The 18,862-nt window shown below is 60.7% G+C and carries 20 protein-coding genes; 11 read left to right on the plus strand and 9 right to left on the minus strand.

What is annotated here, in order from left to right:
- The first annotated feature begins 4 nt into the window (after nucleotides 1–4).
- Nucleotides 5–277 (plus strand): formate dehydrogenase subunit delta, encoded by a 273-nt coding sequence (locus U1738_RS05520; protein WP_332788006.1) that lies wholly within the window; start codon nucleotides 5–7, stop codon nucleotides 275–277.
- Between the two features lie 238 nt (nucleotides 278–515).
- Here the strand turns inward: U1738_RS05520 and U1738_RS05525 are convergent, their stop codons facing one another.
- Together U1738_RS05525 and U1738_RS05530 are read right to left on the minus strand one after the other, a co-directional pair.
- Entirely contained in the window at nucleotides 516–1,028 is a 513-nt protein-coding gene (locus U1738_RS05525) for a flavin reductase family protein (RefSeq protein WP_332788007.1), read from the minus strand.
- Nucleotides 1,025–1,816, minus strand: coding sequence for a hypothetical protein (locus U1738_RS05530; RefSeq protein WP_332788008.1), 792 nt, complete (start codon nucleotides 1,814–1,816; stop codon nucleotides 1,025–1,027). The genes U1738_RS05525 and U1738_RS05530 overlap by 4 nt, the downstream gene beginning before the upstream one ends.
- A 287-nt stretch (nucleotides 1,817–2,103) precedes the next feature.
- On the opposite strand from U1738_RS05530, the gene U1738_RS05535 reads away from it, so the two are divergent.
- Nucleotides 2,104–2,601 carry a TetR/AcrR family transcriptional regulator gene (locus U1738_RS05535; RefSeq protein WP_332788009.1) on the plus strand — a complete coding sequence of 166 codons (498 nt, stop codon included), beginning with the start codon at nucleotides 2,104–2,106 and terminating at the stop codon, nucleotides 2,599–2,601.
- 109 nt (nucleotides 2,602–2,710) lie between these two features.
- Here U1738_RS05535 and U1738_RS05540 read toward each other — a convergent pair whose 3' ends face one another.
- The 5 genes from U1738_RS05540 to U1738_RS05560 all read right to left on the minus strand — a co-directional run bounded on the left by U1738_RS05540 (nucleotide 2,711) and on the right by U1738_RS05560 (nucleotide 7,383).
- Nucleotides 2,711–2,992 carry a DUF2218 domain-containing protein gene (locus U1738_RS05540; protein ID WP_332788010.1) on the minus strand — a complete coding sequence of 94 codons (282 nt, stop codon included), beginning with the start codon at nucleotides 2,990–2,992 and terminating at the stop codon, nucleotides 2,711–2,713.
- Between the two features lie 174 nt (nucleotides 2,993–3,166).
- Nucleotides 3,167–3,532 carry an NAD(P)/FAD-dependent oxidoreductase gene (locus U1738_RS05545; RefSeq protein ID WP_332788011.1) on the minus strand — a complete coding sequence of 122 codons (366 nt, stop codon included), beginning with the start codon at nucleotides 3,530–3,532 and terminating at the stop codon, nucleotides 3,167–3,169.
- A 92-nt stretch (nucleotides 3,533–3,624) separates the two neighbouring features.
- Nucleotides 3,625–4,236, minus strand: a complete 612-nt coding sequence (locus tag U1738_RS05550) for a Rossmann-fold NAD(P)-binding domain-containing protein (protein ID WP_332788012.1) — start codon at nucleotides 4,234–4,236, stop codon at nucleotides 3,625–3,627.
- Between the two features lie 643 nt (nucleotides 4,237–4,879).
- Nucleotides 4,880–5,746 (minus strand): hypothetical protein, encoded by an 867-nt coding sequence (locus U1738_RS05555; protein ID WP_332788013.1) that lies wholly within the window; start codon nucleotides 5,744–5,746, stop codon nucleotides 4,880–4,882.
- Nucleotides 5,743–7,383, minus strand: a complete 1,641-nt coding sequence (locus U1738_RS05560; RefSeq protein WP_332788014.1) for an AAA family ATPase — start codon at nucleotides 7,381–7,383, stop codon at nucleotides 5,743–5,745. The genes U1738_RS05555 and U1738_RS05560 overlap by 4 nt, the downstream gene beginning before the upstream one ends.
- Nucleotides 7,384–7,676: 293 nt before the next feature.
- Here U1738_RS05560 and U1738_RS05565 point away from each other — a divergent pair, with 293 nt between their 5' ends.
- From U1738_RS05565 to U1738_RS05580, 4 genes are all read left to right on the plus strand, one after another.
- A complete protein-coding gene (locus U1738_RS05565) occupies nucleotides 7,677–8,675 on the plus strand; it encodes an amidohydrolase family protein (protein WP_332788015.1) in 999 nt (332 codons plus the stop codon).
- Nucleotides 8,676–8,806: 131 nt separating this feature from the next.
- A complete protein-coding gene (locus U1738_RS05570; protein WP_332788016.1) occupies nucleotides 8,807–9,298 on the plus strand; it encodes a DUF1761 domain-containing protein in 492 nt (163 codons plus the stop codon).
- A gap of 3 nt (nucleotides 9,299–9,301) precedes the next feature.
- A complete protein-coding gene (locus tag U1738_RS05575) occupies nucleotides 9,302–10,015 on the plus strand; it encodes a helix-turn-helix transcriptional regulator (protein ID WP_332788017.1) in 714 nt (237 codons plus the stop codon).
- Between the two features lie 108 nt (nucleotides 10,016–10,123).
- Entirely contained in the window at nucleotides 10,124–10,933 is an 810-nt protein-coding gene (locus U1738_RS05580) for an aldo/keto reductase (protein WP_332788018.1), read from the plus strand.
- Nucleotides 10,934–11,278: 345 nt separating this feature from the next.
- On the opposite strand, the gene U1738_RS05585 is transcribed toward U1738_RS05580, so the two are convergent.
- Together U1738_RS05585 and U1738_RS05590 are read right to left on the minus strand one after the other, a co-directional pair.
- Nucleotides 11,279–12,376, minus strand: a complete 1,098-nt coding sequence (locus U1738_RS05585; RefSeq protein WP_332788019.1) for an acetate/propionate family kinase — start codon at nucleotides 12,374–12,376, stop codon at nucleotides 11,279–11,281.
- Nucleotides 12,364–14,706 carry a phosphoketolase family protein gene (locus U1738_RS05590; RefSeq protein ID WP_332788227.1) on the minus strand — a complete coding sequence of 781 codons (2,343 nt, stop codon included), beginning with the start codon at nucleotides 14,704–14,706 and terminating at the stop codon, nucleotides 12,364–12,366. The genes U1738_RS05585 and U1738_RS05590 overlap by 13 nt, the downstream gene beginning before the upstream one ends.
- Before the next feature lie 302 nt (nucleotides 14,707–15,008).
- Between U1738_RS05590 and U1738_RS05595 the strand changes: the two genes are divergently transcribed.
- The 5 genes from U1738_RS05595 (at nucleotide 15,009) to U1738_RS05615 (ending at nucleotide 18,762) form a co-directional block, all read left to right on the plus strand.
- Nucleotides 15,009–15,134: a hypothetical protein gene (locus U1738_RS05595; protein ID WP_332788020.1), complete on the plus strand. Its 126-nt coding sequence runs from the start codon at nucleotides 15,009–15,011 to the stop codon at nucleotides 15,132–15,134.
- 6 nt (nucleotides 15,135–15,140) lie between these two features.
- A complete protein-coding gene (locus tag U1738_RS05600; protein WP_332788021.1) occupies nucleotides 15,141–16,709 on the plus strand; it encodes a PAS domain-containing sensor histidine kinase in 1,569 nt (522 codons plus the stop codon).
- Nucleotides 16,699–17,313, plus strand: a complete 615-nt coding sequence (locus U1738_RS05605) for a response regulator transcription factor (RefSeq protein ID WP_332788022.1) — start codon at nucleotides 16,699–16,701, stop codon at nucleotides 17,311–17,313. The genes U1738_RS05600 and U1738_RS05605 overlap by 11 nt, the downstream gene beginning before the upstream one ends.
- Before the next feature lie 109 nt (nucleotides 17,314–17,422).
- Entirely contained in the window at nucleotides 17,423–17,836 is a 414-nt protein-coding gene (locus tag U1738_RS05610) for a response regulator (protein WP_332788023.1), read from the plus strand.
- Between the two features lie 107 nt (nucleotides 17,837–17,943).
- Nucleotides 17,944–18,762 (plus strand): universal stress protein, encoded by an 819-nt coding sequence (locus tag U1738_RS05615; RefSeq protein WP_332788024.1) that lies wholly within the window; start codon nucleotides 17,944–17,946, stop codon nucleotides 18,760–18,762.
- The last annotated feature ends 100 nt before the right edge of the window (nucleotides 18,763–18,862 follow it).

Genomic DNA, 18,862 nt, shown 5'->3' on the forward strand with positions numbered 1-18,862 from the left:
CGTGATGTCGACCGAGGACCGCCTGGTGTACATGGTCAACCAGATCGCCCGGAATTTCGCGATCGGCGGCGCCCAGCACGCGGCGGAGGCCACAGCCGATCATATAGCCAGTTTCTGGGACCCGCGCATGAAGGAGCAGATCCTCCTTCGCTCCCGCATGCCTGGCAACGGGCTCGACTCCATAGGCGCAGAGGCGATCGCGTTGCTGCCAATCGCTCCAAGCCTATCGCCAGTGAGCGCTGCCACCGATTTCACTGGTGGCTCGGACGCAGGATGATGCCAACCCGCGGCAACGCTGCCGCCAAGCGGATGGTTCATCACGACCGAGCACAGGATGGGGCGCGCTAGGGTTCTTTTTCGACCTTGATCGGCCGCCGGAATAAGCTGGAGCGTGGCCGGCATGCCGTCGTCGGTTTCGACCTCAACCGCGCTTCTCACTCCCACCCGCGTGTGGGTGTATTCGGGAGTTTCTTGCCAGATAAATTGCTTCAGCGCGCCACTCTTGCAGACGCTCGTTAGCGGACTGTGCCGACAACTTTCGATATCGATGCCAAGCAGCCGTCCACCCATAAGAGTGGATCTATGGTCCGATGGTTCATGACTCGGGTCACTTCACCGAAGAATACCGTATGGGTGCCGACCTGTTGCATTCCAACCCCAACGCAAATGAGGCTGGAAAGTGCGTCAGACAGCACGGGAAGTCCTTCGTCCGACGCTGTCCAATCTCCGACATCGAACCGCGCGAGACCTTTGGTTTTCCCCGCGAAAGTCTCGACCAGATGGCCGTGCCTCTGAGACAGTAGGTTGACGCAGAACTGCTGTCTTTCAAGCATCACCGCCGACATACTGCCGCTTCGATTCACCGCCACCATGATGGTCGGGGGATCGGCGGTTACGGAACTCACCGCCGTCGCGGCCATGCCGTTCCAACCATCGCCTTCGCCCGACGTCACGATGGCGACCGTCGCCGCCAATCGACGCATCGCCTGCTTGAACTCGTCCTGAAGCCCGACAACCGTCATGTTCATCCCAACATCTCAAGTGCTTCGTCGATGGTCGCCCTGCGGTAACTCTCGTGTATCAGCCCCTCTTCGCGGGCCTCATCGACGCGTCTTCGAGCACGCAGATGATCAGGTTGGTCTTTCCGCAACTCCGGTATTCGACGCCGTACGTAATCGAAGGTCATGGCGTTCTCTGCCGGCGATGCGGAACGAAGCCTAAGCGGAATGGGATTTGGCGCATCACCAAAGTCCTCCATGAGCCGATCCAACTCGAGGACCCCGTCGTAACTGTCGAGGATCTTCATGTCCGTGCTGGAGATGTGGAGATCGGCGCCGGCCACTTCGCCGTCGACACCATAGATGAAGCATTGCTTGATCCGATCGAATGCCGCCTCAGGCTCCTTGAATCTGTGATTTGCAAGCGACCGTGGACGATCTGGAATTACGAGATGGGTGATGCCTCTATTGTTGACCTCACGGAGGATCTTTGCCGGGTCGGGGTGAACCATGATCTCCTTGTGATCGGGAAAGAAGTCGAAGTTGATGAAGCAACCCCAAGGACCGCCGATATGGAAAAGGAAGATGTCTGGGTAGAGCGGACGCTGCCGTCGCCGGCGCGAGCGGCAATCGTAGAATGCTGTCGTCACGAGAAGTGTCAGCAGACCCGCTCCCAAAGCGCCGACATGCCTGTCGATGAGAACTCCAAGCCTGTCTCGCGGCTCCCAGTCGATCACTTCATCCCGCGTGGTGTAGGTGCTCCCCGTCGCGATCCTGAACATCGACTCCTTCACGTCAAAGGCTGTGTGCATTTCCACCCGTTCGAAAATCGCGAGGCGACGCCGAAAACTCGATTGAGCGAATCTATTCTCTAGCCCTAGGCTTCGATAGCCCCTCCGAAGGTGACCTGATAACCACGCTAATAATAATGATCCCGAGATCTCCGTTCGGCCCTTGTGATTAGCCCATGGCACCTTCATTGCGCTGGCGGCTTACCCGCTGGCACGGCAAGATGCCCACCTCGGGCGGTTTAGAAGGGTGATGGTTTGCGACAGAGGCTGCGGTGACGAAACGAGACCGGCTATTACGTAATCTCTCGGTCGCTATGGCCATGCAGCCCGCTGCCGGCCTGCACCAGCTAGGGGAGGCCGCCGGTGTGAGCCGGGCGACGCTATACCGACTTTCGCCCACCCGTGACGAGCTCGTCGAACTGTTGCGTCAGGCATGTATCGGTGCGACCAGAGATGCGATGGAGCGAGCTAGGATAGATCAGGGCGATCCTTTAGTGGCGCTTACCGACCTGACGCGGTTCTTCATCGCGGACGCCGAGCTATATGCATTTGGCTTCACCGACCCCCCTCATCTCGGCCATGGACCTACTGGCCGAGATGACGATTGGGTCTTCTATCATGACCGCATGATACAGCTCTTCCAGCGCGGTGTGCGCAACGGGGCATTCGGAAGCGATCTTCCGACCGATTGGATGCTGCTCGCATACGATGGACTTCTAAAGGCGACGCTTATGGCTTTGCTTCGGGGAACAATCGCTCGTGCCACGGCGCCGAGCCTGATGATGACCTTGTTAGTCAAGGGCATCGCTTAGGACTTCCGGACCGCGAAAAGCCCGCCCGGTTTGGTCAGGCGAGCAAGGTATACCCCGTCGTTGGCCTACCCTGCCCTGCGAAAACGGTGGGTAGTTGCGCGTGGGCCATTCAAATGCCCCACTCGTAGAACAGCTTCTCACGATGAGCGAAGCGGTCCACATGTTCGACGACTATCCGCTCGAGCGTGATAATGGCCTCCTGCGGGCCATGGATGACCATCACGAGCCGGTCTGCCTTCGCAACGAGGTCCAGCGATGAGCCGTCTCCAAAATCCACGGATCCAGCCGATGCGTCGAACTCGACTGCGAAACGGTGCGACCAGTGCTTGCAAAGCTGCTGAAGGTAACGGCTCGCCCTGCTCGTCGGGACGTGGCCGCGATGGTCATGCATAATATCTTATCCGTATTCTCACATCGAAGGTCTTTCCCGCTTGAACCCTGCCTGAGAAAGGGCACGGCGGAGATGCGGCTGATCGTCGGGCAGCGGCTCGCCAAACTCCGATGTCCACCCACCGCTGCATCAGAACAACCGGATACGCAGTTTAGCGAATTGACTGCTCGAACCTCAGAAGCGATCAAGGCGATAGGGTGTGGGATCGATGATCGGCGTGGTTCCACATACGAGATCCGCAGCGAGCTGCCCAGCTGCAGGGGCCGTACCGAAACCATGCCCCGAAAACCCGGAAGCGAGCGTAAGTCCTGGAATCACTGAGACCGGAGAGATGACCGGCAGCGAATCTGGGGTGACATCCATCATTCCGGCCCAAGTATCAGCGATAACAGCCGACTCGAAAGCGGGCCAAGCAGCTCTGAGGTTTGCCATGGCCGCGGCGTTAAAGGTCTCGTTTGACGATGGATCCATGGTGCGAACCCGCTCGAATGGAGACTTGGCCGTTCCACTCCAACGACGCGCTAGGGTAACGTCCCTCATGCCCTCCCTGCCCAACCGCAAGTGCAGCACCGATAGCTGCTGACGAAGCGAGGAGAGGTATATGACCGCATCCGTCCCCGAACCGGCGATCCCTAGGACCAAGCGCCTCTACTCGCGGCCTCAAATGCGAACTCGGTAAAATCTCGGGGCGGCCTGCCGAGCACGCGCGCGATGTCGTCAGCCGTCGTTTCCAGCTTCCTGCTAGCGATCTGACCGTAGAGTTCGCATGAAAGCGACGCCCACTCCATTGGTACACCGGCGGCGAGTTGTTCAGCGACATATGTCGCCGGGGTGACGGCGTCATAGCGGATGTCGCGACCGATCGCCTTGCTCAGATCCCTAGCGACGTCGGCAAATCCCATAAGACGAGGCCCCGTCAGATCATAATTTGCCGCGTCGTGCGTCGCATCGGTCAAGACGGCGGCAGCGACCTCGGCGATGTCGTCAGCGTCAACGAACGCTTCTAGCCCGTCTTCCGCGGGAAGGCGCAACTCGCCAGCAAGAACCGCGGGCTTGAGAAAATCCTCGCTGAAGTTCTGGTAGAACCAGCGCAGTCGCAAACTGGTCAGGCCTAAGCCCGCTTTGACGATCTTGCTTTCAGTCAGCCGGACCTCCCGTGAGAACTCCGTGCCGTCGTCGGGTGTCGAGACGAGGACGACGTTGGCGTCGCCGCGTGCTGCGACAAGACGCGCGAACCGGCCCATTCTCGCTGTCGCCTCGCAAGTCCCGAGATCGGGCAAGACTACATAGATTGCGTCGATTCCATCGATGGCTGCCGACCAACTCGACTCATCTCCCCAGTCGAATGGCGTTTCAGAACGACGGGATGCAGGCCGGCAGGGGACACCTCGCGTACGCAGCAACTCCAAGACCCGTCTACCAGTCTTGCCTGTCGCGCCTGTGATCAAGATGTTCTGGTTGTACATTTTCGAGCCTTCCGTGTCTGAAGGCCCAGATCGTACATACAACACCGATCATGAGCAAGATACCGGCTGGCCGGTTGGTTAAGAGCTGCGGTCAGGGTCTGCAAGTCAACTTGTGCCGTCAGACGGTTCGAAACAGGCAAGAACCGAACCGCAACGGTTTTCTGCAGCGCTTCACGCATCCTTGTCAGTTTCCGGCAAACACTTACGATCGGTGCTGATCATCGCCCCGAAAGGTTTGCCGTTCGTCGTTCCCGTCGGCGGGCAGTGGACCCAGCGGCCTTCTGCGCCTGAGCGAAACGTATTTGATCCGTCGGCTACGACCCATGAGGCGACATTCGAAGCCTCTTACCGGCCGCCCAACTTCGGCCCTTCGTTCATTGGGTATCGCTCAATTTCTTCGACTCGGATCTGGCTGATTTTGTCAGAGCAACGTACCGCCAAGCCTTCGGCCTCCTCGGCTGAAACGACCATAGAGCCAATCCAGGACGTCGTCGTCGAGAAGCCCGGTCAGGAAAACAGAGTCCCAGTTGTTTCTGCTTTCTCGCGATTCGTCAGTCCGATCTCGCTCCGATATGATCATCGTCATCAACTCGAGCCGATCGACCGGATCAAGCGCGAGATCGGGAACGGCTAGCGACGGGCGCCGTATGAGCATGGCCCATCGCTTGCCGAGGTAGCGGTGGATTGCGGTTCGCATAATTACGCTATCGTGATGGAACACGGCAGCCGCATGGTGCGGATGCGTGGTATCGAGAACGATGCGAGTCTCGACATGGGGCGCCGGGCCGAGGTCCGTGAAGCGGCCGGCGACAATCCGCTCGGCGAGAACGGCGTCGAAATAAGGATGAAGGATCCGTTCGCCAGCATTGGGACCTACAAGAGGTTTGAGACGCTTGCTGTTACACTTGCAGGCTGGGACAAGGTTCTGCGCGAAGATGGAAAACGCCGGGTGGCTTTCCTTATCCATCAGGTGGTCCAGCGTGCCACTGTGAAGCGATCCGCACATCGGGCACGTGTTGGCGTCGCTGTCGAGGCGCATGGCCGTGATGTACTCGATCGCCTTAGGCGGTGATCCGTAATGTCCACGCAGAAAGCCCGCGGTAATCTTTGGGATGATGACTGGATTGACCGCGGTCACGTCGCCTTTGGCAGCGACGTACTGAATATATCCGGCCTTCAATTTCGGAAGATGACGTGTCAACCGAGGAAAGCTGCCGAGGAGCTTGTTGCTCGCTAGGGAGTCCAGAGCAGCGTTGTCGTCATAGGTTGGGGGTGAAAGCTTGTTCACGGGCGGCGCGCCGGTTTCGGCGGCTCGAGGCGTGCGCGGATCTCCGCAAGCAGGTCGAGGGACACTTCGTCCTTGTACTGCTCGAAGATCTTTTCCCAAGAGGACGAACTGTCGGCGATCCGGCGCTCTGCCTCGAGCGCCAACCGCGACGGCTCGTCCTCGCCGAACACGAAGTACGAGATCGATCCGACGTCGGCGCCGAACGTCTTCAGAGTAGGCCGCTCCGCCATGACGGACCGATCCTTCTCTGAGCGCAGGACAATGACTTGGTCCTCGAAGGACTCCCGCACGAAGTATACGGAATGGGTCGAGATGATGGCGGCCGAGCCTGTCTGCTCCAGAAGATTATCCAAGACGGCCACAAACTGGCTGATGAATTTCGGGTGAAGATGTGTCTCGGGTTCGTCGAGCAGGACGAGCGTTCCATTCTCTATATAAAGGCTGGCGATGGCGGCGAACCGCAGGAACGACTGTTCGCCGCTGCTGAGTGGATAGTGCAAGCCATCGATGATGCGGACCGGCTCGCGTCGAAGATCGATCGCCCCGAACCGTTCGATCCGCTCCTCCTCGCCGCCTTTCATCAGGTCGCCGATGTGTATCAAGTCGGCACGGTAACCGCGAGAGGCGCGAAGGCCGAGTTCGTGACCGCTGTCTATCGCGGCGATGGCGATCAGGAAGATCTTGAGTCGACTGCGAGTACCTATGTTCTCCTCGGACCGGGCCAGCCGCATGATCAACTCCGCCGTCGTGTAGCGACCGCGCGTTCCGCCGGGATGACCCAGCGCGAACCGCCGGTACCAGACCTTCGGATTGCGTCGTCGGTCGTTGGGGAAAACCGACGACGTCGTGGACGTAGGCGCGAAAGCGAGGAGACGATTGAGATAGGGCCGACCTCCGTCGGCGTCCGTCAGGTCCTTGCGACCGTCGAGCGCCGCCTTGGCGATGTTGCCCAACGTTTGGCTCTTGCCGACGCCGTTCTCGCCAATCACTACGGCGAAGCGTCGTGGCAGGATATCGTCGTTGACGTCGAACCTAAAGCTGAGATCGTGCTCGTTGGGGCGACCGGCCAGCTGAAAGCGAATGTTGAAGGTGTCAGAAATACGACCGACCTGCTCGTGCTCGAGGCCATAGAGCATGGATCCTGCGTTCGCCCACGCGAAGAAGGCCTCGGAGGATCGCAGAAACCCCTTCTTGAAGATTTGGGACTCTTTGGCGTCCCGAAACCAGTGCGGACTATTTATGCCCTCGTCCGTCGCAACGACCTCGTTCATCGCGATCAGCGCCTTCGTCGCGATCTCCGATCCGAGATAGGCGACGATGTCCCGGTAGGCTCGCATGTGCGGTAACATGGTAAAGAACGCGGGAACGTCCTTCGCTTCGAGCCGGTTGCCTGGAGCAGCATCGAGAAGCTGTTTCAGCAGACGGACGTCCGCCTTGCTTTTGGAATCGCCGATAAATCCGAAGAACCCCGGAAGGTTCAGAACTCGATCGTGGGAAAATTGCGTGACGAACGCGATATCCACGCGGATCCGAAAACCGAAATCGTTCCAGCTTTCCCGACTGGGCGAGATAACGAGGGTATCGAGTTCAACGTTGGAGGAAACTTCCTGGTCGAGTGCGAAGATCACCTTTGTCATTCACCGTTCCCAGCAAAACTGGACCGGGGCGTCCACCAGTTTCTTGATCAGTTACACAAACGCCGCGCTAAGATTTTTCGGCCTCGTGACCCAGTTGTGGACGTTGGCGGGCATCTGATCGACGTCTATTTGCGGAAGTTCGTTCACACGCGCTTTTTCGCACACCGAGGCGAGCCGTAGCACTGGACGATTGATTGGCCCGGCGCCCCTGCACAAGTGCGGATCGGTAGTGTTCGCGAAACAAAAACCTCGCACACTTGTTTGACTAGACGGAACGTCATGTGAGATCGCCCGTGCGCCTGATCGCAATCGAAGAGCATATTCTCCCTCAAGCCGTGCGCGACGCCTGGGAGGCCGCCCCGCCCCCATACGATCCTGTTTCGGCCCTCGCAGACGGCGGCGAAAACGGGCGGCGTCTCGCCGATCTCGGTAGTGGTCGGATCGCGCTGATGGACGAGCAGGGCGTTGATGTGCAGGTGCTCTCGCTCACCACACCTGGGCTGCACAATCTTTCTCCCGAAGCGGCCGTGGAAGCGTCGCGAAGGGTGAACGATTTGATCGCCGACACCTGCACCCGGCATCCTAATCGCTTTCAGGGGTTTGCCGCCATACCGACCCCTGACCCCGACGCGGCACCGCGAGAGCTCGAACGCGCTGTTCTGGAGCTTGGATTGAAAGGCGCACTCCTCTGCGGTCGGACGAGAGAGCGGCACCTCGATCACGCCAAACTGCGCCCGCTGCTCGCCAAGGCAGCAGAACTCCGTGTTCCGATTTTCATCCATCCACAGACCCCATTGGCCGCAGTCCGTGACGCAAACTATTCGGGCATCAGCGACAAGGCCGATGTGGCATTGGCCGCATTCGGCTTGGGATGGCATTATGAGGCCGGGCTGCAATGGATACGTCTTGCCGCAGCCGGGGTGTTCGATGAATTGCCCGACCTTCAGATCATCCTTGGTCATTGGGGCGAGGTGGTGCTCTTCTATCTCGAACGTACATCCGCCGTTTTCGAGCGCGCGCTCGATCTGCGCCAACCGCTTTTCGACTATGCTCGCAACAACCTTTACGTGACCGGCAGCGGCATGTGGAGCGCAACCTATCTCCAGCGATGCCTCGACATCGTCGGGCCCGAGCGCCTGCTGTTCTCCACCGACTTTCCCTATCAGTACAAAGAGGGTGGTGCACCGCGGCGGTTCATCGAGGAAGTCTCGCTCGACCCCGCCGCGCGGGAAGGCCTTGCTCATGGCAACTGGGATCGTCTTACGAGTGCTGTCGGCAATAGCCATTCCTGACGATGGACGGCGGGGTCGGCGCGGCCGCGACAAAGATCGGCTCACTCCAAAAACATAGTGGATCTGCAAAAATGTCGAAATGACGCCTACGGCTTGCTGTTACCTGGCATTTAAAAAACGGCATAAACGTAATGGCTGCTGACACTACGGTGGCAACAGCCCGCGGCTATGTGATGGTTTTCCAAAACGGGGCGAAGGCGAACACCATGATTGTAGCAATCTCTCAAATGAATGCACTGGCCGTGCTGGCCGCCAGCGTCGCGCATTTCGTGCTCGGAGGCATCTGGTTCGTCGGTATTGTCGCCAAACGCTATCCCGAGGCTCTCGGGATCGCCGACCGACCGCAGGTCAAGCCGGGTGCCCTGTTTCTCCTCGGGCCCTTCCTCTGTTCTGCGCTCACCATCGCCACTACCGCCATACTATTTCACGCGCTGGGGATAACAACGTACGGCGATGCGCTGATCCTTGGCGGCATCGTTGGGGTGGGATATCTCGTTCCGATGACGCTGAACATCGCGATCAATCCGCTCTTACCCCGACCTTTCTACTACACGCTGCTGAACGCTCCCTATTTCATCGCGGGCAGCATTATGGCGAGTGCGATCCTCGTCGCACTGGGTTGACCGGTGCGCCGCGCCGACCGCCTGTTCGAGATCATCCAGTTGCTTCGACGTGCCACAGAGCCGGTCACGGCCGCACGGATCGCCGATGAGCTCGAGACCAGCAAGCGAACGATCTATCGCGACATCGACGCACTGATCGGACAGCGCGTGCCGATCCGTGGTGAGGCCGGCATCGGCTACGTTCTCGAACGTGGCTTCGACCTGCCGCCATTGATGCTGACCGCCGATGAGGTCGAGGCGGTCGCGCTCGGCGCGCAATGGGTGGTGGTCCACGGTGACGATGCCCTGGCGCGCGCCGCACTGGACGTCCTCGCCAAGGTGGCCGTGATCGTCCCCGAAGCGATGCGTGATCTGATCGCAGATCCTGCCGTCGGCACTCCGCCGAAGCGAGCGCGGGTAGATGATCACGTGGATGTCGCGCGGCTGCGGCTCTGGTGTCGAGAAGGGCGGGTGCTAGAGATCGGCTACCGCGACGAGAGCGGGCGCATCAGCAAGCGAACCATCCGACCTTTTATGGTCGGCTACGTCGAGGACGTTCGCGTCATCGCGTCGTGGTGCGAACTCCGGCAGGACTTTCGCGTCTTTCGCACCGACCGCCTGACCGCAGTCGATTATCTCGAACGGCGCTATCCGGACCATCCGGTCGCGCTGCGGCGGAAATGGCTCCGACTGATGCGTTATAAGCGGGCGCTACCGAACTCCGGCGTCTCACCATAGGCTGAGGTTCGGAGAAAACGGCGCTATTGCGCGCTCTCTCGCCCTGATCGATATTTCAGGGTGTAGGCGAGAATAGGAACCGTCTGCCTACGGGATGGTTCGAGTGAAATGACAAACCTCACCCTTAACGATGGCCGTTCGATGCCGCAGCTCGGCATGGGCACATGGCAGATCAAGAATGTTGCTGCCGCGACGGCCGTGCGCACTGGCATCGACGTCGGTTTTCGGCTGATCGATACTGCTGCTATCTATGACAACGAAATGGGCGTGGGCGATGGGATCAAGGGCAGCGACGTCTGGATCACGACCAAGTTGTGGAACACGCGGCATGGAGACGCGGACGCCGCGCTGGATGAGAGTCTGGCTCTGCTCGGTATCGAATCCGTGGACTTGTATCTGATGCATTGGCCGGTGCCGAGCGAAGACCGTTATGTCGAAGCGTGGAAGGATATGATCGGGCTCCGCGATGCAGGAAAAGCATTGTCGATCGGCGTGTCAAATTTCCTGCCAGAGCATCTCGACCAAATTGTGGATGCGACTGGCGTGACGCCGGCAGTCAACCAGATTGAATTGCATCCCACGTTCCAGCAGCGCGAAGCGCAGGCTTATCACAAGGCCCACGGCATCGTGACGCAGAGCTGGAGCCCGCTCGGTCAGGGCAAAGACCTGCTGACCAGCGAACCAATCCTTCGGATCGCGCGGAAATATGAACGCAGTGCCGCACAAATCGTCTTGGCCTGGCACATTGCGCACGGGCTTTCAGCCGTTCCGAAGGCGAGCGATCAGGACCATCTGTCGGACAACTTTGCTGCTCTCGAGTTGCAGCTGGAAGAAGAAGACGTGGTATTGATCGACGCGCTCGATATGCCAGATGGGCGGTTGGGTCCGGATCCCCGGACCTTCGGCAGCGGCGGCTGATGCGCAATCATCATGGCTCCTGGCAGCGCCAGGCTGTTATATCGGTGCGTTGTCAAAGCGGGATCTGGTGGCTAAACACTGATGATCATCGGTATGGGTAAAGCGCTTCGGCGCCAAACGAAGCACAATCCTTCTGACGAGCCCACTCACATATGAGAACTGGCTGCGCCTGCGCCGAGTGTGTCAATGAAGAACCGCACCTCGGCGAGCTTGCTGCGCTTTGACCCAGAAGTGGTCATTCGCGACGTCTTCAACCGGTGCCAACTTCAGACGCTCGTTCAGCATGGCTTAAAGAGCCCATCAGCAAATTTGGCGCACTGCCACATCTACCCACTTTCACCTTGGCTAGCGAAAGCCGTTCGCGATTTCCGTGAGACCAAAAACGGCGCGCGCCATCTCAGCGCCTTCCAAGGACGGCAAGACCCGCACAACAACACGTACGTTCGTCGCGGCCGGGTCCATCGAAACACCGGCCCAACCAAGACCAGCGCAAATAGCGGACCGGACAACGGCATCGTTTTCGCCGATCCCGCCGGTAAATACGATCATATCCGCGCCGCCCAACGACGTCATCATTGCGGCAATCTGCTTGCCAACCGAACGACAGAAAACTGCAATCGCCAACGCTGCATCGACGTTTGTCACGGCTGCAGCGTGCAACTTGCGCAAATCGCCCGATACACCGGAGATACCGAGCAGTCCCGAACGCCGATCAACCATATCCTCGACGCCGGCCGCATCCAGGCCCCGCTCGCGCATGAGATAGATTAGTAGGCCGGGATCCAAATCCCCGGAGCGCGACGCCATCACAACGCCGCCCGTTGGTGTCAGGCCCATACTCGTGTCGATTGACTTCCCATTTTTGACCGCCGTAATGCTGGCGCCGCTCCCGAGGTGAGCGATTATAAGCCGCTCTGGCAGATCTCGCCCTAACTGGTGGACGATCGACTGGCAGGACAGGCCATGGAAACCGTAACGCCGTACGCCATCTACCCGGAACTCTTTCGGTACCGGCAGTACCGCGGCCACCTCCTCCAGCCCCTCGTGGAAGCCCGTGTCGAAACAGGCGATATGCGGCACATCCGGGTACCGCGCCTGTGCTGTACGGATCAGCGACAGCGCAGCCGGGCCGTGCAGCGGCGCGAACGCCGTCGCCCCCTCCAGTTGCGCCAGGACATTAGCATCAATTTCAACAGGGGCGAACATCTGAGGCCCGCCATGCACAATGCGGTGTCCGATCGCCGCGGGGCGGGAGCCATCCAGGGCCACATCAATTCGGTTGAACATATAAGCCGGCAGCGCACCCTCCGCCTCCCCCGACAAGCGTTCCTCGACCCCGTCCGGCCCGATCGCATAAAAGCCGAACTTGAGCGACGAAGATCCCTCGTTGAGCGTGAGAACGCCGGTTCGCTCTGCGCTCGCCAACGCGATCACCGCCGCCATTGCCAGTTACGGATCTCGGGCAAATCGTCGCCCTCCTCATAGACGTGCAACTTGTGCCGCTCGATCAGCGCCCAATAGCGCGCCGTTTCCTCAGGCAGCCGGTCTCGCAGCCGGGGGATGCGTTCGATAGCATCAAGCGCCAGGCGGTAACGGTCGAGATCGTTGAGCACGACCATGTCGAACGGCGTCGTCGTCGTGCCCTCGTCCTTGTACCCGCGGACATGGATGTTGTGGTGGTTGGTCCGGCGGTAAGTGAGCTTGTGGATCAGCGCGGGGTAGCCGTGAAAGGCAAAAATCACCGGCCTGTCGGTCGTGAACAGCGCATCGAAAGCACGCTCGTCGAGCCCATGGGGATGCTCCGATGGTGGTTGGAGAACCATCAGATCGACAACGTTGACCACGCGGATGTGGATGTCGGGTACATAGTCGCGCAGCAGCATCACCGCGGCCATTGTCTCCAGCGTCGGCACATCACCGGCACAAGCCATCACGACATCCGGCTCTTCGCCAACATCGGTAATGTCGCTCGCCCAGTCCCAGATCCCAGCGCCGGCGGTGCAGTGGCGCACAGCGTCGTCGATGCTTAGCCAATTCGCCTCCGGCTGTTTGCCGGCAACGATTACATTCACGTAGTTGCGGCTTCGTAGGCAGTGATCCGCTACCGACAACAGGCAGTTGGCGTCGGGCGGAAGGTAAATCCGCACCACGTCGGCTTTCTTGCTCGCGACATGGTCCAGAAATCCCGGGTCTTGGTGCGACAGGCCATTATGATCTTGCCGCCAGACATGCGAGGTCAACAGATAATTGAGCGACGCGATCGGCTTACGCCACGGGATAGTGCGCGTGACCTTCAGCCATTTCGCATGTTGATTGAACATCGAATCGACGATGTGCACGAACGCCTCGTAGCACGAGAATAGGCCGTGGCGGCCGGTGAGCAGATAACCTTCGAGCCATCCCTGGCAAAGATGCTCACTCAACACCTCCATCACACGGCCATCTCGGCTGAGGTCAGTATCGTTTGGCTCCGTGTCCGCCATCCAGGCCTTGCCCGTTACTTCGTACACCGCTTGCAAACGATTCGACGCGGTCTCGTCAGGGCCGAACAGGCGGAAGTTGGCAGCGTCGGCATTTAGCGCCATGACGTCACGTAGATAGCCTCCTAGCGTTGCGGTCGCCGCGGCCTTCACCGTACCCGGCTCCGACTGCGTGACCGCATATGCCCGGAAGTCCGGCAGCGACAGCGGCTGCAACAATTCTCCGCCATTGGCATTTGGATTTGATCCCATACGCCGATGTCCCGTCGGAGCGAGGGTGGCAAACTCTTCGCGGAACTTGCCCGCGGCGTCGAATAGCTCGTCGGGGCAGTAGCTCCGCATCCAGGCCTCGAGCTGCCGTAGATGTTCCGGATCGTTGAAATCAGCGATAGGCACTTGGTGCGCACGCCACGTGCCCTCGACCGGCTTACCATCCACGACTTTCGGCCCTGTCCAACCCTTGGGTGTCTTTAGGACGATCATCGGCCAACGTGGTCGATCACCGTCGTCGCCACCCGCCCGCGCAGTTAACTGGATCGCCGCGATGCGGTCGAGCACATTATCCAGTGTCGCCGCGAGCGACTGATGTACATCGACCGGAACGTCGCCCTCGACGAAGTGCGGTTCATACCCGTAGCCGCGCAGAAGGTCGGTCAACTCGCCGGGACTGATACGCGCAAGCACGGTCGGGTTGGCGATCTTGAAGCCGTTTAGATGTAAAATAGGTAACACCGCGCCGTCGCGCGCCGGGTTGAGGAACTTGTTGCTATGCCAGCTCGTCGCTAGTGCGCCAGTTTCGGCTTCGCCATCGCCGACCACGCAGGCGACAATGAGGTTAGGATTGTCGAACACCGCGCCGAACGCATGGGCGAGTGAATAGCCAAGCTCGCCGCCCTCGTGAATAGATCCCGGGGTTTCGGGCGCGACGTGACTAGGAATCCCACCGGGCCAGGAGAACTGCCGAAACAAGCGGTCCATTCCACTGCGGCTACGTTCGATCGCGGGATAACGTTCGGTGTAGGACCCCTCGAGATAAGTGTTGGCGACCAGCCCCGGACCACCATGCCCCGGACCAATGATTGCGATCATGTCGAGATCGCGCTCGACGATGGCCCGGTTGAGGTGGACGTAGAGCATATTCAACCCCGGCGTCGTTCCCCAGTGTCCGAGCAGACGGGTCTTCACATCACCGATCGCGAGCGGCTCGTCGAGCATGGGATTGCTACGTAAATAGATCTGTCCGACCGACAAATAGTTAGCTGCTCGCCAGTATCCATCCATTCGACGGAGCATGTCCTCCGACAGTGGGCGCTGCGTTGCCGTTGTCGCGACGGGGGCAGTGGGAGGATCAGCCGGGCGTAGTGCACGGTTCGTCATGACGATTGTCCTCAGCGCGTGTCTCGCGCGACGATGGCCCTAGCAGCAATGCTGATTGCATGTGGGTTTTCTCTATTGAACTCAGCCCATTAGAAGGCCGGCCTAGCTGATTTTGCTCCTGCACCGCGATTCGGCGAAATCACGCCGCGTAATTTCCGAAGGTTATCGGGCCCGCGCAAGGACGCCTAGAACCGAGAAGCCATCGGAGAGGATCTGCCGTGACCGCCAAACTTTCTTATCTTTGGACTTTTCGCAATCATCGGCCCGCCATCGGCATCGGTGTTCTGGTACTGATGATGACGCTCCAGTCGGTCGTCGCTTACGGTCGCGACATGTTCTACTGATCGCCCATGACGGGCCGTTCGCAAGACATCGCTGCGCCGCCCGGATCCGATCTGTCCGGGCACCGGCTCGACGCGTCGTCCGCCGACGAACTCAGCCTGCTGATCGATAGCGCGACCAATTACGCGATCTACATGCTCGATCCGGATGGCCGGGTGACGATATGGAATCGTGGCGCGGAACGGATAAAGGGCTGGAGCGCGGCGGAAATCGTCGGGCGGAACTTCTCCATGTCCTATCCCGCCGAAGATATCGCCGTCGGCAAGCCCGCCGTCGATCTGGCCCGCGCGCATTCCGAAGGCCGCGTCGAGGAGGAAAGCTGGCGGGTTCGCAAGGACGGATCGGAATTCCTCGCCAACGTCACGATCACCGCGCTCTATGATAGCGAAGGCGCGCTGCGCGGCTTCGGCAAGGTCGTTCGCGATATCACCGACCAGAAGTCCGCCGAACGGGCGCTGGCGGCACGAGAGCGCCATCTTGCCTCGATTCTCGCAACGGTGCCGGACGCCATGGTGGTGATCGACGACCATGGCAGGATCGCTTCGTTCAGCGCGGCGGCCGAGGCGATGTTCGGCCACGTCGAGGCGGACGTAGTCGGCGGCAACGTGACGCAACTGATGCCGGCGACCGACCGCGCGGCGCATGACGGCCATCTTACAACCTATCGCGCGACCGGCGTGCGACACATCATCGGCAGCACGCGCGCTCTGACCGGGGTTCGTCGCAACGGGGAGACGTTCCCGATGGAATTGTCCGTCGGGGAGACATCAAGCGGCGGGCAGCGCATCTTCACCGGCTTCATCCGCGATCTGACCGAGCGGCAGCGCGCCGAGCAACGGCTGCGCGAGTTGCAGTCCGAACTCACCCACATGTCGCGATTGAGCGCGATGGGGACGATGGCGTCGACGCTGGCGCACGAATTGAACCAGCCGCTGACCGCGATCGCCAATTACGTCGAGACGGCGCGCGACATGCTGGCGGAGACTGAAAGCCCTGAACTGGCCGTAATCCGCGACGCGCTTGACTTAGCCGCGCGCCAGTCGCTGCGGGCGGGGGATATCGTTCGCCGGCTGCGCGAATTCGTGGCGCGCGGGGAGGTGGGGCGCGCGCCGGAGATGCTTGACGCGGTCGTCACCGAAGCGGCCGCGCTCGGCCTGATCGGCGCGCGCGAAGCCGGCGTCCGCGTCGTCATGGCGCTCGATCCCGATCCGCATCTGGTGCTGATCGATCGCGTCCAGATCGAGCAGGTGCTGGTCAATCTCATCCGCAACGCGCTGCAGGCGATGCAGGACCGCCCCACGCGCGAGCTGACCATTTCCACCGTTCACGAAGCACCGGGCTGCGTTCAGGTCACGGTGGCGGATACCGGAAGCGGGATCGGCGCGGACATGGCCGACCGGCTGTTTCAGGCCTTCGCGACAACCAAGGATGAAGGCATGGGACTGGGCCTGTCGATCTGCCGCACGATCGTCGAGGCGCATGGCGGACGCATCTGGGCCACGCCCTCACCGGGCGGCGGCGCTGCATTCCATTTCACGCTGGTGCTGGTCGATCCGGAGAACAGAGATGACGCCTGACCGTCTCGTACATATCGTCGACGATGACGAAGCGATCCGCATGTCCGCCGCCTTCCTGCTGCGCATCAGCGGGTATCGGGTCGAACCGCACGTATCCGGCGTGGCGTTCTTGGCGGCGATTGGCCGCGATACGCCGGGCTGCGTGTTGCTCGACATCCGCATGCCGGAGATCGATGGCCTGGAGGTGCAGAAACGGCTGGCCGAGCGGGGCCTTGCGCTGCCCGTGATCATGCTGACCGGACATGGCGACATCGCGCTCGCGGTGCGTGCGATCAAGGCGGGCGCGGTGGAGTTCCTTGAAAAGCCGTTCGAAAAGGCCGCGTTGCTGAGCGCGATCGAGGAGGCGTTTCGCCGGATCGACGACGCCGATCGCGTGCAGATCGACGCAGCGGACGCGGCGGTCAGGCTCGCAGCGCTCACGCCGCGCGAAGGCGATGTCCTGCGCGGCATCGTCAAGGGGCAACCCAACAAGATCACCGCGTTCGATCTCGGCATCTCGACCCGAACGGTCGAGGCGCACCGCGCCGCACTGATGACCAAGCTGCACGCCCACAGCCTGTCGGACGTGCTGCGCATCGCCTTCGCGGCGGGGCTGGACGCCTGACGCCCAAAACCTGACCCCTGCCCCCTGCCCCCTGCCCTTCGCCCATTACGTACAGACGCGGCACCGCATTTTCGTCATCGCGTGCGAATTGGATTGAGGGAAATGCACGATGCTGGCTCACGTCTCGGTGGCTCCGGTTGCGCGGATCGGCATCGCGCTGGTCGATGGAGACGCATCCGTACGACGCGACCGGCAGTTGATGCTGGGCGCGGAGAATTTCGATGTGCGCTCCTATGCGACCTGCGCTGCAATGATCGCCGACCCGAACGCGCGGAGCATCACCTGCCTGATCGTCGATATGGACATGCCCGAAATCGGCGGCATCGCATTGCTGCGAAAGATGCGGAGCGCAGGCTGGCGGGGATGCGGCATAGTGTTGCGGTCTTCGGGCAGCGTCGACATGACGACCGGGCCTGAGATGCCGGAGGATATCGTGTTGCCGAAGACGATCGCCGACCGGCCGCTACTCGACGCCATCCGATCGATCCTCGACCAGAACGAAGCTCATCCATTCGACGCTTGAGTACGCCTCCATCGTCCAGCGGGAAGGACGCTGCGTAGTTTCCGAACCTTTCGGCGCGGTAGCTTGGGGCCGACGATGGCGCGAAAGCAACGATCGGAAGGCAGTGCATGCCCTATAAGACATTGATGGTTCATCTCGACGCCGGCCGGTCCAACGCTGGGGTGCTCGCGATCACCGCAGCGGTCGCGGAGCGATACGAAGCCGGTGTGATCGGCATCGCAGCGTGCGAGCCGGTCCAGATCGGGTGCGCGGGTGTAGATTTTTGCGGCGCGCTCGCGGTCGCCGAGCGGCAGATAGTGGATGACGAGTTGAAGGCCGCCACGGTGGAATTCTACGCCTGCGACGCGATCCGGCGCCATGTCTTGGACTGGCGCGCAATCCCGACCATGGAACCGGTATCGCACATCGTCGCTCTGGAGGCACGATGCGCCGATCTGATCGTCACCGCCGTGTCTACCGACAACCGTGACGCGACCTGCCATGCCGATACCGGCGATCTGGTCGTCCGCGCCGGTCGACCGGTGCTGGTCGTGCCGAACCATGCCGTCACCGCGGATTTCAGGACCGTCATGATCGCCTGGAACGACGCGCGCGAATGCCGCCGCGCCGTCGTCTATGCCCTGCCGTTTCTGAACGATGCCGACCGCGTAATCATCGTCGGTGTCGGCACGGATCTGGCGGGCATCCGCACCAGGATCAAAGACGTTAGCGGCTGGTTGAAACGCCACGGAGTCGATGCCGACATCATCGTCGCACATTCTCGCAACGGGGATGCCGACAGCCTCGCGGCAATCGCGGACGAGGAGGCGGTCGATCTGATCGTCGCCGGAGCCTATGGCCACAATCGCCTGACGGAATGGGCCTTTGGCGGCGTCACGCGCAGCCTGTTGAAAGGCGGCACCCGCTGCGTATTCCTGTCCCATTGATAGAGCAGGATCGGCAGCTCGTCGCGCGGTTGCCAGCGGTCTAGGTACTTTCCGCCGCTATCTGAACATCGCGGACTTCATCTAGGCACGGGATAACGAA

The sequence above is a fragment of the Parasphingomonas caseinilytica genome (assembly GCF_036663755.1).
In the GTDB taxonomy this organism is placed as follows: domain Bacteria; phylum Pseudomonadota; class Alphaproteobacteria; order Sphingomonadales; family Sphingomonadaceae; genus Sphingomonas.

Coding starts and splice junctions, on each gene's coding strand:
- U1738_RS05525 (WP_332788007.1), bottom strand. CDS start 1,028: ATGAACATGACGGTTGTCGGGCTTCAGGACGAGTTCAAGCAGGCGATG.
- U1738_RS05590 (WP_332788227.1), bottom strand. CDS start 14,706: ATGCTCCGTCGAATGGATGGATACTGGCGAGCAGCTAACTATTTGTCG.
- U1738_RS05605 (WP_332788022.1), top strand. CDS start 16,699: ATGACGCCTGACCGTCTCGTACATATCGTCGACGATGACGAAGCGATC.
- U1738_RS05540 (WP_332788010.1), bottom strand. CDS start 2,992: ATGCATGACCATCGCGGCCACGTCCCGACGAGCAGGGCGAGCCGTTAC.
- U1738_RS05580 (WP_332788018.1), top strand. CDS start 10,124: ATGACAAACCTCACCCTTAACGATGGCCGTTCGATGCCGCAGCTCGGC.
- U1738_RS05600 (WP_332788021.1), top strand. CDS start 15,141: ATGACGGGCCGTTCGCAAGACATCGCTGCGCCGCCCGGATCCGATCTG.
- U1738_RS05570 (WP_332788016.1), top strand. CDS start 8,807: ATGGCTGCTGACACTACGGTGGCAACAGCCCGCGGCTATGTGATGGTT.
- U1738_RS05550 (WP_332788012.1), bottom strand. CDS start 4,236: ATGGGCCGGTTCGCGCGTCTTGTCGCAGCACGCGGCGACGCCAACGTC.
- U1738_RS05520 (WP_332788006.1), top strand. CDS start 5: ATGTCGACCGAGGACCGCCTGGTGTACATGGTCAACCAGATCGCCCGG.
- U1738_RS05535 (WP_332788009.1), top strand. CDS start 2,104: ATGGCCATGCAGCCCGCTGCCGGCCTGCACCAGCTAGGGGAGGCCGCC.
- U1738_RS05615 (WP_332788024.1), top strand. CDS start 17,944: ATGCCCTATAAGACATTGATGGTTCATCTCGACGCCGGCCGGTCCAAC.
- U1738_RS05545 (WP_332788011.1), bottom strand. CDS start 3,532: ATGAGGGACGTTACCCTAGCGCGTCGTTGGAGTGGAACGGCCAAGTCT.
- U1738_RS05560 (WP_332788014.1), bottom strand. CDS start 7,383: ATGACAAAGGTGATCTTCGCACTCGACCAGGAAGTTTCCTCCAACGTT.
- U1738_RS05585 (WP_332788019.1), bottom strand. CDS start 12,376: ATGGCGGCGGTGATCGCGTTGGCGAGCGCAGAGCGAACCGGCGTTCTC.
- U1738_RS05610 (WP_332788023.1), top strand. CDS start 17,423: ATGCTGGCTCACGTCTCGGTGGCTCCGGTTGCGCGGATCGGCATCGCG.